Annotated in this window: 10 protein-coding genes; 4 read left to right on the top strand and 6 right to left on the bottom strand. The window is 61.1% G+C overall.

Annotation, left to right across the window (positions count from 1 at the left end; translation table 11 throughout):
• The first annotated feature begins 112 nt into the window (after window positions 1–112).
• The gene (locus PW789_RS17720; RefSeq protein WP_299379114.1) at window positions 113–553 is read left to right on the top strand and encodes an ATP-binding protein; all 441 of its coding nucleotides are present in this window, start codon (window positions 113–115) and stop codon (window positions 551–553) included.
• Window positions 554–568: 15 nt separating this feature from the next.
• The gene (locus tag PW789_RS17715) at window positions 569–916 is read left to right on the top strand and encodes an STAS domain-containing protein (protein WP_299379112.1); all 348 of its coding nucleotides are present in this window, start codon (window positions 569–571) and stop codon (window positions 914–916) included.
• A gap of 101 nt (window positions 917–1017) precedes the next feature.
• Here PW789_RS17715 and PW789_RS17710 read toward each other — a convergent pair whose 3' ends face one another.
• From PW789_RS17710 to PW789_RS17700, 3 genes are all read right to left on the bottom strand, one after another.
• Complete coding sequence (locus PW789_RS17710; protein ID WP_299379111.1) at window positions 1018–1602, bottom strand: LemA family protein; 585 nt, start codon at window positions 1600–1602, stop codon at window positions 1018–1020.
• Between the two features lie 146 nt (window positions 1603–1748).
• On the bottom strand, window positions 1749–2540 hold the full coding sequence (locus PW789_RS17705) for a YgcG family protein (protein ID WP_299379107.1): 792 nt from the start codon (window positions 2538–2540) through the stop codon (window positions 1749–1751).
• 46 nt (window positions 2541–2586) lie between these two features.
• Window positions 2587–3258: a DUF4142 domain-containing protein gene (locus tag PW789_RS17700; RefSeq protein WP_299379105.1), complete on the bottom strand. Its 672-nt coding sequence runs from the start codon at window positions 3256–3258 to the stop codon at window positions 2587–2589.
• A gap of 129 nt (window positions 3259–3387) precedes the next feature.
• On the opposite strand from PW789_RS17700, the gene PW789_RS17695 reads away from it, so the two are divergent.
• The gene (locus PW789_RS17695) at window positions 3388–5472 is read left to right on the top strand and encodes a S9 family peptidase (RefSeq protein ID WP_299379104.1); all 2085 of its coding nucleotides are present in this window, start codon (window positions 3388–3390) and stop codon (window positions 5470–5472) included.
• 308 nt (window positions 5473–5780) lie between these two features.
• Here the strand turns inward: PW789_RS17695 and PW789_RS17690 are convergent, their stop codons facing one another.
• Window positions 5781–6821: a dihydrodipicolinate synthase family protein gene (locus PW789_RS17690; RefSeq protein WP_299379102.1), complete on the bottom strand. Its 1041-nt coding sequence runs from the start codon at window positions 6819–6821 to the stop codon at window positions 5781–5783.
• A 109-nt stretch (window positions 6822–6930) separates the two neighbouring features.
• On the opposite strand from PW789_RS17690, the gene PW789_RS17685 reads away from it, so the two are divergent.
• A complete protein-coding gene (locus tag PW789_RS17685) occupies window positions 6931–7416 on the top strand; it encodes a hypothetical protein (RefSeq protein WP_299379100.1) in 486 nt (161 codons plus the stop codon).
• Window positions 7417–7492: 76 nt separating this feature from the next.
• On the opposite strand, the gene carB is transcribed toward PW789_RS17685, so the two are convergent.
• Together carB and carA are read right to left on the bottom strand one after the other, a co-directional pair.
• Entirely contained in the window at window positions 7493–10774 is a 3282-nt protein-coding gene (carB, locus tag PW789_RS17680; protein ID WP_299379098.1) for a carbamoyl-phosphate synthase large subunit, read from the bottom strand.
• A gap of 106 nt (window positions 10775–10880) precedes the next feature.
• Window positions 10881–12014 carry a glutamine-hydrolyzing carbamoyl-phosphate synthase small subunit gene (gene carA, locus PW789_RS17675; protein ID WP_299379097.1) on the bottom strand — a complete coding sequence of 378 codons (1134 nt, stop codon included), beginning with the start codon at window positions 12012–12014 and terminating at the stop codon, window positions 10881–10883.
• Between the last annotated feature and the right edge of the window lie 151 nt (window positions 12015–12165).

Below are 12165 nucleotides of genomic sequence, written 5' to 3'. Positions count from 1 at the left end.
TTGGCCGTCGTAACGGAGGGGAACCTTGACATTCCGACCGAGCACAAGCACACTGCCTTCATTGCTGTTGTCTGACGTGGACGACGGGCACTCAACGATTGCAAGGACCCCCTTGGCCGACTCAACGACAAGCCGCGTCAGCTTCACGCTCGACTCGACCCTGGACAGTGTCAACAAAATTGAGCAGACCGCTGAGCAATATGCCCAGCGCGCCGGCTTCGATGAGGACACCATTCCACATATCGCCATGGCGGTGCGCGAAGCAGCCGTCAACGCTGTTCTGCACGGCAACGCCTACGATGTGAACAAACACATCAATGCAGCGTTCGAGATGACAGCCGACTCGCTGGTCATCCGTATCGCCGACCAGGGGCCAGGGCTCAACCCAGACACACTTCCCGACCCGCTCGCGCCAGAAAATATCCTGCGAGGATCGGGACGGGGGATCTTCCTCATCCGCGCATTTATGGATGAGGTAAACTTTCGGCAGCTTCATCCAGGCACCGAGCTGACACTTATCAAGCACCGCACACCCGCGCAGTCGGGGACCTAAGGAGAATAGGCAATCATGAGCATGAAAGTTTCTACTCGCCAAGTGGACGGCGTCACCATCCTCGACCTCAGCGGCCGAATCACACTCGGCGAAGGCAGCGTCACCATCCGCGACGCCGTACGAGATCTGCTGGCCAAGGGTCAGAGCAAGATCCTGCTCAACCTGGCAGAGATCTCCTACATCGACAGCTCAGGCATCGGCGAGCTCGTCAGTGCCTTCACCACCGTCAAGAACGCCGGTGGCGAACTCAAGCTGCTGAACCTCACCAAGAAGGTTCAGGACCTCCTCCAGATCACCAAGCTCTACACCGTCTTCGACGTGAAGGACGACGAAGCCTCGGCCATCTCCTCCTTCTCCAAGTAACACCGCAGCTCAGGCCGGTCCTACAACCGGCACCAGAAAAAAGAAGGGCCGTCGCTGATCGCGACGGCCTTCTTCGTGCCAAGGTGCATTCGGCTTCTGCCTTATTTCGAGAAGTCGACCTTGGGCGCGACATTGTTCTCGGGGTTCCCCTTGAAGTACTCATCCCGATAGTGAAATCCAGCCATACCGGCCCAGATGCTGTTGGGGAACTGCCGAACGTAAACATTGTAGTCCTCGAGCACCTTGTTATACCGCTGGCGCTCGACCGCGATACGATTCTCCGTCCCCGCCAGCTCATCGTTCAAACGCATGAACTGCTCGTTGCTCTTCAGGTTGGGATACTGCTCCTGCAGCCGGAAGAACGGACCCAGCGCAACATCCAGCTTGCGGTTGGCCTCGATGTTCGCGCCATGATCGCCGCCCGCCGCCAGAACTCCGGCGCGCGCATTGGCGATATTGGTCAACACCGTTGATTCTTCCGCCACATATCCCTTCACCGAAGCCACAAGATTCGGTATCAGATCCAACCGGCGCTGCTGCACCACGTTGACCTGCGAGAAGGACTGGTTGATCGCCTCATTCTTCTCCACCAGCGTGTTCTTCGTGCTCACATAACTGCCGCCTACAAAGAGCAGCAGAATAATAATCAGGCCGACAGCGCCCAGCACAATCCATAAAGGTTTCATCGTCTTTCAAACGCCCCTTCTTCTAGAGTTACTCGTTATGCACGGGATGGTCTTATCCGCTGTACTGTACCACTCCAGCGTCACGATTCCTTCCCCTTCTCCATCCGACCTGCTTTACCTGGCCCTGAACCAATACCCTGCATTCGCTAAAAATCCGCGCCGCCGCCACCGGAACGGCCGCCGCCAAATCCTCCGAAGCCGCCATCATCTCCGCCGCCACGACCGCTGCCGCCGTAGTAGCCGCCCCTGCCTCCACCGCCGCCCATCAGGTTCCCCAGCAGGAAGAACAGGATCCCCAGGTTACCCGTCCGGGCCAGGAAGACCAGCAGAAGAAGAATCACTCCCCCGCCGATCAGCACCTGCGTCAACGACAGCTGAACCGGCTGCTGCTCCGCCACCCTCTGCCGCCGGTAGACGTGGCCGCCGTTCATGCCGATGGCCACCCCGGCATCGTCCGCGATCACCGTCGCAATCTGACGCACGCCCGTCGGGATCGCCGCGTTGTAGTCACCCTGGTTGGCCGCCGGCACCATCGACCGCCCGATGTCGCCCACCTTGGCGTCATTCAGAATTCCTTCGAGGCCATACCCCACCTCGATGCGCCCCTTCCGCGGCTTCATCACGAAGACCATCAGCACGCCGCGGTCGTCCTTATTCCCGACGCCCCACTTATCCTCAAGCTCCGTGGCAAACTCTTCGATCGACTGCCCATCATCCAGCGTGTTGATCGTCACCACCGCGATCTGCGCATGCGCCTGGCGATCCACCTGCGTGCACAGCGACTCCAGGTTGTCCTTGGTCGTCCCCGAGAGCACCCCGGCAAAGTCGTTGATATAGCCCGTAGGCGCAGGAAGGGACTTAACAGTTTCGGCGCCACACCAGGCAGCCGGAGCGAGCAGAAGCACAACGATGCTCAGCCAACGCGTTAGACGATTCATCTTCCAGCCATTCTACGCCCGCTACTCCAGCTGCCGCCGAGCCTGCCTACTGCGGAGGAGGTTGCTGCTTGCTCTCGTGCTTCGGCAGAGGAACCCCGTTCTGCTCCGCCAGCCTGCTCACCTCGCGCAGATGATCGTGCAGAATCTTCGCGCCCTGGTCCACCGTCTCTTTCAGCTCCGTATCCGTCGTCGACTGTGACTCGATCCGAAACTCCCGCAGGTCTTCGTGATGGTCCCGCACCATGCAGGTCAGATACTCCTTGTCGAAGGCCGGCCCGGAGAGTCCCTTCAGCCGGTCGTACGTCGCCTGGTCGGCCTTGTTCATCTTCTTCGGCAGCCTCACCCCAATCGAATCCGCCACCGAAGCCATCGACGTGTTCAGCTTGGCGTGATCCTCCGCCAGCTTCTGGCCAAGATCCTTCACCTCCTGCGATCCCCCGTTGCTCGAAGCCAGCTGCCCCATCTCCACCTGCGCCAGTCCCCCCTCCGCCGCCTTGCGCAGAAACATCTTGTCCTTCATCTCCTCCGGCGTCTCATTCGGAGCGCCCGCAGAATCCCGCATCGAAGCCGTCGGCGTCTGCGGGCGCCCCGGCTGGTTTGTCTGCATCTGCTGCGAGTTCGGATTCATCGGATCGACATTCTGCGCCATCAGCGCAGTCGAACAAAAAAGCGGCATGCTTGCCAGCAACAACGTTGTGCGGAGCTCTATCGTTCTCACGTTCGTTCTCCCTTTCAGGCCCTCAGGTAAACCCCTCGTCCCTTTGCTTTAATGTCCATCGCCGGGGGCGGGTTGCTTCACCCGAAACCGGAGCCCACGCACTGTATCCTGTCCTCTGGAGCTTTGACAATGACTGAAAGCACTCTGCTGCCTCCGGTTGCGCGACGCGAGCCGACTCCCACCACGCTGCACGGACACACGCTCGAAGACGACTATCGCTGGATGCGCGAAAAAGGCTCGCCCGAAGTCACCTCCTACCTCGAAGCCGAAAACGCCTACACCGCCGCCTCGATGAAGCCCACCGAGCAGCTGCAGGCCACGCTCTACGCCGAGATGCTCTCCCACATCAAGGAGACCGACGAGTCCGTTCCCTTCCGCTACGGCCCCTGGTTCTACTACACCCGCACCGTCGAAGGCAGCCAGTACGCCATCCACTGCCGCCGCCAGGCCGTCGACGGAGCCTACGACGCCGCCCAGCCCGAGCAGGTCATGCTCGACGTCAACCAGCTCGCCGTCGGACAGGCCTTCATGGCCGTCGGCGGCATGGTCGTCAGCCCCAGCGGCAGGCTCCTCGCCTACTCCACCGACAACACCGGCTTCCGCCAGTACACCCTCCACATCCGCGACCTCGAAACCGGCAACGACCTCTCCGACACCGCCGAGCGCGTCGGCTCCTTCGTCTGGGCCGCCGACTCCAGCACCCTCTTCTACACAACAGAAGATGAGGTCACCAAGCGCCAGGACAAGCTCTTCCGCCACCGGCTCGGAACCCCTGCCGCCGAAGACGCCCTCATCCTCGAAGAGAAGGACGAGCGCTTCAACATCGGCGTCGGCAGAACCCGCGACGGCAGGTACCTCATCCTCGAAGCAGGCAGCCACACCACCAGCGAGTCCAGCTACCTCCCCTCCGATACCCCCGGCGGCGTCTTCCTCGTCATCGCCCCTCGCGTCGACGAGCAGGAGTACACCGTCGACCACCGCGACGGCCTCTTCTACATCCGCGTCAACGACACCGGCAAGAACTTCCGCGTCGTCACCGTCCCCGTCGACGGAGGCGGACGCGAGGCATGGAAGGAGCTCGTCCCCGAAGACAAGGACATCCCGCTCGAGGACTTCGACGTCTTCGCCGGCTTCTGCGTCCTCTCCCGCCGCGAACTCGGCCTCACCACCCTCGCCGTCGCACGCTTCAACCCCGACAGCACCCTCGCCGCCCCTCACAGCATCAGCTTCCCCGAGCCCGCCTACACCGCCGCAGGAAACATCAACCGCGAGTTCGAGACCACCGTCTTCCGCTACAGCTACCAGTCCCTCGTCGCCCCCGCCTCCATCTACGACTACGACGTCGCCGGCGGAACCTCGACCCTCCTCAAGCAGCAGGAGGTCCCCGGAGGATTCGACTCCAGCCGCTATGCATCCGAACGCATCTGGGCCACCGCGCCCGATGGCGTCAGCATCCCCGTTTCGATCGTCTACCGCCGCGAAACCTTCAAGCAAAACTCGAGCAATCCACTCTATGTCTATGGATATGGGTCATATGGGTATCCTCTACCCATCGGATTCAGCGCCTCCCGCCTTTCCCTGCTCGACCGCGGTGTCGTCCTCGCCTACGCCCACATCCGCGGCGGCGGCGACCTCGGCGACAACTGGCACGACGCCGGAAAGATGATGGTCAAGCGCAACACCTTCACCGACTTCATCGCCATCACCGAGCATCTCGTCGCCCAGGGCTACGGAGCCAAAGATCGCGTCGCCATCGAGGGCGGCAGCGCCGGCGGACTCCTCATGGGGGCCGTCACCAACCTCCGCCCCGACCTCTTCCGCGTCGTTCTCTCCCACGTCCCCTTCGTCGACGTCATGAACACCATGCTCGATGCCTCGCTCCCCCTCACCGTGGCCGAGTACGAAGAGTGGGGCAATCCCAACGAGCCCGAGGCCTTCGCCTACATGAGCTCCTACTCCCCCTACGACAATCTCAAGCCCGGCGCCTACCCCGCCATGCTCGTCAAAACCAGCCTCAACGACTCGCAGGTCATGTACTGGGAGCCCGCCAAGTACGTCGCCCGGCTCCGCACCCTCAAGACCAACCAGCTCCCCCTGCTCCTTCACATCAACATGGACGCAGGCCACGGCGGAGCCTCCGGACGCTACGACTACCTCAAGGAGATCGCCTTCGACTACGCCTTCCTCCTTCGCGAGCTCGGAGCCGAAGGCTGATCTGGGAGCCGAAGGGCTGAGCCGGGGCAGAAGGGCTGAGTCCTCAGCCGAACGCTGTCAAGAGCCGGGTCCGGATAAACCGAACCATACAAAGGAAATACAACCTGCCGGTCAATTCAGCCGCAACCGCTAGAATTAAACCAGCAGTAGAAACACACAAAAGAAATCCCCGGCCAATCGCCGGGGATTTCTCTTTTAGAATCAATATTTTGCCGCTAAGTATCCTGTTTCGAAGATTTTGCGCTGCACCATCACGCCAAATCACTGATACCAAAGAATTTACAAAATATGGGGGGGGGGGGGAGGGTCTAGTTCCGGATGCCCTTCATCACCCGCTCCACCGCCTCGCGAGCGTCACCGCTCAACGGAAGCACCGGAAGCCGAGGACGTCCACCGAAATAACCCGTCAGCTCCGAGGCATAGCGGACGCCAGCCAGCCCAAACCGCTGCTCCACCACCTCGATCGCCGAAGCCAGCCGCGCCTGCTTCACATCTGCCAGCGCCTGGTCTCCGTCCTTCCACGCTGCATAGACCTCGTAGCTCGCCTGAGGAGCGCTCGCCGCGAACGCAGGCATCGCGCCCACCGCTCCGGCCCGCAGCCCGTCCAGCATGCCCGTCGAACTGGCAGTGATGATCTGAAAACCAACCGGCTTCGTGCGCGTCTTGATCGCCGGCTTCGGCGGTGCAGTAGCCACCGCCGCACCCGCGCCCAGCATCTCGGCCGAGACAAAGGTCGCCGCGCCCGCAGCCTCCTTCACCGCCAGCATGCGTCCGGTGACGGCAGCAAAGACCGTCGTCACCGTCACGTCATGACGGAGCGACACCGTCGCTGCCTGCAGCTGCGTGATCCGGTTGACCGCGCTGTCCTCATCCACCAACCCGATAATCCTCGGATGCGATGCCAACGCAGCGATCGCCTCCACCGGCATCGCCTCCAGCCGCGTCGAGTACAACACGATCGGCAGCGGTGAACGGTCTGCGATCGCCTGGAAGTAAGTCAACAGCTCCTGCGGCCGTTCGACCGAAGCGCCGGGGCGCTTGATCAGCACGGCATCGTAACCAACCGCCGCAGCATGCTCCACCAGCTCCAGCGTGGCAAAAACGCTCGCCCGCGAGACCCCCGCCAGCATCACCTTCGTATCCACGGCCAGCGAGATCGCAGAGGTCAGCGCCTCCCGCGTCTCCGCGTCCGTCAACATCTCCGGCTCGCCCACGTCACTCAGCACCGCCAGACCGGCGGCGGGTGTACGCGAGTAGCGGTCAACGTTGTGCTCAATCTTACGGAGGTTCAGCCGCCCATCCGGGTAAAACGGTGTTGCAATCGGAAGAAAAAGTCCTTCAAGAAGCATGCCCCTATTCTACCGTTCCGGCGCCAGCGAGTCGTTTCCACTCCTGTCGCAGGGCATGCCACAAAAGACGTAAACCTTCCCACCAGCTTTCGAGTACCCTTTCAGAGAGATGAACGGCTACCACGACATCACGCAGGGCAAGTCTGTCGGCGACCTCTGGCGCGAGGCCTTCTGGTTCCTCTTCCACTCCGCGCTGGCAGCCCTTTTCCTGGTCGCCGTCATCGTCGTGATGACCATGAATCATCCCGACCCCGACTCGATCAATCCCAAGCTTCTGGCAACCGCGCTCGCCTTCTTCGCCCCCATGATCGGCGGCTGGATCATCGCCCGCAGGACGCAGAACGATCTCTCCAGCTACGTCTGGATCTCCGGTCTCATCATCTTTTCCATCGTCTGCGTCTGGGTGCTCGACCTTCCCACCGGCAACGGCCTCTGCGAAAACTGCGGAGCCCTCGAAAAACTCTGGCGCACCTTCTTCGACATCGAGCACGGCAGCGGCCTGATGGCCGGCGACGGCCTCATGGCAGGAGCCTGGATTCCTCTCTCCATGTTCGGCTACGCCTTCGGAGCCCGCTTCGGCCTCAGCAAAAAATAAGCTCTCCCCACTGCCTCTCCCAGGGCAGAAAGAAAGCCCCGCCAAAGCGGGGCTTTCTTTTTGCTACTTGTTCAGGCTAGACCACCACTTCTCCTCGGCTGGCATGCAGAGCCTGCAGCGCCTGCACATTCAGCGTGCCACGCTGCAGCGCCGAGATGCCCTCAGCCGCAGCGCGAGCCGCAGCGATGGTCGTGATCGTAGGGATGCGTCCCTGCACCGCCGCTCGCCGGATCGCCTTCTCATCGAAGAACGTGTCCTGTCCGCGCGGCGTGTTGATGATGAGCTGAATGCGTTCGCCCTTGATAAAGTCAACCACGTTCGGACGGCCTTCCTTCACCTTGTACACGCGCTCCGGCTGCAGCCCGGCCTCTTCAAGCACCGCTGCCGTGCCGTGCGTCGCCACCAGGTGGAAGCCCATCTCGACAAACTGCCGCGCCAGGACCGCAACACCGGCCTTGTCGTGATCGTTGACGCTCAGGAAGACCGTTCCCTTGGTCGGCAGCACCTGTCCGGCAGCAATCTGCGCCTTGGCAAAGGCCTCGCCGAAGTTATCGGCCACACCCATCACCTCACCGGTGGAACGCATCTCCGGTCCCAGAACCGGATCGACGCCCTGGAACTTGCCCCACGGGAAGACCGGCGACTTCACGAAGAAGTGCGCGCCCGTATCCAGATCCTTGCCCGCGGCCACCTGGGCAGGAAGCAGCGTCCGCAGCTTCTGTCCCACCATGATGCGCGAGGCTATCTTCGCCAGCGGAATACCCGTCGCCTTCGAGACATACGGCACCGTACGCGAGGCGCGAGGATTTACTTCGATCACATACACCGTGCCGCGCTGAATCGCGAACTGGATGTTGACCAGGCCGCGCACGCTCAGCGAGATCGCCAGCTTGCGCGTGTAGTCGCGGATCGTCTCCAGCACCTCAGGGGTCAGATCGACGGCTGGCAGTACGCACGACGAGTCACCCGAGTGAATACCGGCCTCTTCGATATGCTGCATGATGCCCGCGATAACGACGTCGTCGCCGTCGCACAGAGCGTCCACGTCCACCTCGGTCGCGTCCTCCAGGAAGTGGTCGATCAGCACCGGCCGCTCCTGCGAGTACTCGATCGCCGTCGTCATGTAGCTCACCACCGAAGCATCGTCATACGCGATGACCATGGCGCGTCCACCCAGCACATACGAAGGTCGCACCAGCACCGGGTAACCCACGCGGTTCGCACCGGCGACCGCGTCATCGACGTTGGTCGCCATCGCGCCCTGCGGTTGAGGAATACCAAGATCCTCGATCAGCTTGCCGAAGCGCTTGCGGTCCTCTGCCAGGTCAATCGACTCCGGCGAAGTACCGATGATCGGCACGCCGGAGCTCTTCAGCGGAAGCGACAGGTTCAGCGGCGTCTGCCCGCCAAACTGCACAATCATGCCGATCTCCGCGCCCGCCGAAGCCTCATGCTCATAGACAGCGAGCACGTCTTCCAGCGTCAGCGGTTCGAAGTACAGGCGATCCGATGTGTCGTAGTCGGTCGAAACCGTCTCCGGATTACAGTTCACCATGATCGTCTCGTAGCCATCCTCGCGCAGCGCAAATGCCGCGTGGCAGCAGCAGTAGTCGAATTCGATGCCCTGCCCGATGCGGTTCGGCCCGCTGCCCAGGATGATGATCTTCTTCTTGTCCGTCGGCGCGGCCTCGTCCTCTTCGTCGTAGCAGCTGTAGAGGTACGGCGTGAAGCTCTCGAACTCCGCCGCGCAGGTATCGACCAGCTTGAAGACAGGCATCACGCCCAGCTTCTTGCGTAGCGCGCGAACCTTCGCGACGCCATCGGCTCCGGTCAGCCCCCACACAGCGGCCAGCCGCTCGTCGGAGATTCCCATACGCTTCGCCGTGCGCAGCTGCTCGGAAGTAACCTCGTGGATGCCTACGCCGCCGATGGCCTTGATCTCATCCGTAATCTGCTTGATCTGGTGGAGGAACCACGGGTCCATCGTCGTGATGCGGGCCACCTCGCGCACGGTCATGCCGCGTTCAAAGGCATAGCGGACATAAGCGAGACGCTCCGGATGCGGCGTCACCAGACGCTGCGTCAGGCGGCGCGGTTCGATGTCATCGGCCGTCGCCTTCTTACCCGTCTCCAGCGAACGCACCGCCTTCATCATCGCTTCCTTGAAGGTGCGTCCAATCGCCATTACCTCGCCCACCGACTTCATCTGCGGGCCCAGCGTCTCGTCTGCGCCGGGAAACTTCTCAAACTGCCACTTCGGAATCTTGACGACAACATAGTCGATCGTCGGCTCAAAGCAGGCCGGCGTCGCCTTGGTGATGTCGTTCTGAATCTCGTCCAGCGTGTAGCCCACGGCGAGACGCGCAGCGATCTTCGCAATAGGAAAGCCCGTCGCCTTCGAGGCCAGCGCCGAAGAACGCGAGACGCGCGGATTCATCTCGATCACCGTCATACGTCCCGTCAGCGGATTCACTGCGAACTGCACGTTCGATCCGCCGGTCTCAACACCGATCTCGCGGATCACGCGGATCGCCGCATCGCGCATCACCTGATATTCGCGATCGGTCAGCGTCTGCGCAGGAGCAACCGTAATCGAGTCGCCCGTATGAACGCCCATCGGGTCGAAGTTCTCAATCGAACAGATGATGATGACATTGTCATTCAGATCGCGGACGACCTCGAGCTCGTACTCCTTCCAGCCCAGCACGCTCTCTTCGATCAGGCACTCGTGCACAGGGCTCAGATCGAGACCGCGCGAGAGAATCTCCGTCATCTCCTCACGGTTGTAAGCGATGCCGCCGCCCGATCCGCCCAGCGTGAAGCTCGGACGAATGACCGCGGGGAAACCGATCTTCGCGGCGAACTCAAGTCCAGCGCTCACCGTCGTGACCAGCTGCGACTTCGGCATGTCGAGGCCGATCTTGTTCATCGCATCCTTGAACAGCAGACGATCTTCAGCCTTCTTGATCGCCTCCAGCTTCGCGCCGATCAGCTCGACGTTCTGCTTCTCAAGAAAACCCGAGTCAGCCAGATCCACCGCAAGGTTCAGTGCCGTTTGTCCACCAACGGTTGGCAGCACGGCAAACTTTCCGTCGCCTTCCTTCAACATCGCGGCTTCGACGCGGATGATCTCTTCGAGATACGCGACGCTCAGCGGCTCGATATAGGTGCGGTCGGCGACCTCGGGGTCCGTCATAATCGACGCCGGGTTCGAGTTGATAAGAACGACCTCGTAGCCCTCAGCCTTCAGCGCCTTGCAAGCCTGCGTGCCCGAGTAGTCGAACTCCGCCGACTGGCCAATCACGATCGGGCCGGAGCCGATCACAAGAATCTTCGTGATGTCATTTCTGCGTGGCATCTTTACATCTTTCTCGTTACGAAATCTGTGCGCTCACCTGCGAACTCTGCGCGCGTTTCAAAGGGCGCTTACTCCGCGCCCTTTGTTGAATCACTGAAATCAAAAGCTACTTCTTCCACTCTTCCATCATCTTGCGGAAGTCTTTGAAGAGATAGTGCGAGTCGTGCGGCCCGGGGCTGGCCTCGGGGTGGTACTGCACGCTGAACATCGGATCGGTCTTGTGCTTCAAACCCGCCAGCGTCTGGTCGTTCAGATTGGTGTGCGTCTTCTCAACATCCGCAGGCAGTGTGTCCGGATCGACGTTGAAGTTGTGGTTCTGCGCCGTAATCTCCACCTTGCCCGTCTGGTGGTTCATGATCGGATGATTGCCGCCGTGATGACCGAACTTCAGCTTGTAGGTCTTGCCGCCCAGCGCCAGGCCGAAGACCTGGTGGCCAAGACAGATGCCAAACAGCGGCGTCTTGCCCTTGAGCTTCTGCACATTCTCAATCGCGTAGTCGAGCGGCTCCGGGTCGCCGGGGCCGTTCGAGAAGAAGACCCCGTCGGGGTTCATCGCAAGAACGTCCTCTGCGGACGTCTTCGCCGGAACCACCGTGACATCGATATTCTCGCGAGCCAGCATGCGCAGGATGTTCTCCTTGATGCCGAAGTCGTAAGCGACCACATGCAGCGCATCGCCTTCAGCGGTCGGCTTCAGAAGAAAATCGCCGGTCTGGTTCTTCGGCTCCGTCGCGTCCCACTTGTAGGCTTCCTTCGTCGAGACGACGCTGGCCAGGTCCGTGCCTTCCATCTTCGGGATGGATCGAGCCTTGGCGACGAGAGCATCGGCGTCGAGGTTGTCGCCGCTCGCCATGACGCCACGCATCACGCCATTGGCGCGCAGGTGGCGCACAATAGCGCGCGTGTCGACCTCGGCGATCACCGGAACGCCATAGCGCTCAAGGTACTCATCCGCGACCTGCGTCGAACGCCAGTTGGAACTGACAGGAGAAAACTCTCGCGTCACCAGTCCCTCTATAAATGGCTTTCTCGACTCGGCGTCGGAAGGTGTCGTGCCGTAGTTGCCGATGTGAGGATTCGTCAGAACAACAATCTGACCCGCATAGGAAGGATCGGTAAAGATCTCCTGGTAACCGGTCAAAGATGTATTGAAAACGACTTCGCCGGCGCACTCCGTTGGTGCGCCAAAACTCTTGCCGCGAAAGATGCGCCCGTCTTCGAGCGCCAGAATTGCCTGCATTGCCTCACCGAGTGAGTGGATTTAATAGATTCTACCAGTTATGAGAGCCGGATTTGGCTTCGGGGACGTGAATTCGCGTATGGATTTGCCTCACAACTGAGAACATTGAATTTGAAATCCATTTCGCGCCGAAGATCGCACACAAAGCACG

This window comes from Edaphobacter sp. (assembly GCF_028283685.1).
Classification (GTDB): Bacteria; Acidobacteriota; Terriglobia; order Terriglobales; family Acidobacteriaceae; genus Edaphobacter.
The sequence above is the reverse complement of the archived record's forward strand: the minus strand, read 5'-3'. Positions and strand labels throughout refer to the sequence as shown.

What these genes read in the sequence shown, in the direction of transcription:
- PW789_RS17715 (WP_299379112.1), top strand. Translation starts at nt 569, where the DNA reads ATGAGCATGAAAGTTTCTACTCGCCAAGTGGACGGCGTCACCATCCTC.
- PW789_RS17710 (WP_299379111.1), bottom strand. Translation starts at nt 1,602, where the DNA reads ATGAAACCTTTATGGATTGTGCTGGGCGCTGTCGGCCTGATTATTATT.
- PW789_RS17705 (WP_299379107.1), bottom strand. Translation starts at nt 2,540, where the DNA reads ATGAATCGTCTAACGCGTTGGCTGAGCATCGTTGTGCTTCTGCTCGCT.
- PW789_RS17695 (WP_299379104.1), top strand. Translation starts at nt 3,388, where the DNA reads ATGACTGAAAGCACTCTGCTGCCTCCGGTTGCGCGACGCGAGCCGACT.
- PW789_RS17690 (WP_299379102.1), bottom strand. Translation starts at nt 6,821, where the DNA reads ATGCTTCTTGAAGGACTTTTTCTTCCGATTGCAACACCGTTTTACCCG.
- PW789_RS17685 (WP_299379100.1), top strand. Translation starts at nt 6,931, where the DNA reads ATGAACGGCTACCACGACATCACGCAGGGCAAGTCTGTCGGCGACCTC.
- carB (WP_299379098.1), bottom strand. Translation starts at nt 10,774, where the DNA reads ATGCCACGCAGAAATGACATCACGAAGATTCTTGTGATCGGCTCCGGC.
- carA (WP_299379097.1), bottom strand. Translation starts at nt 12,014, where the DNA reads ATGCAGGCAATTCTGGCGCTCGAAGACGGGCGCATCTTTCGCGGCAAG.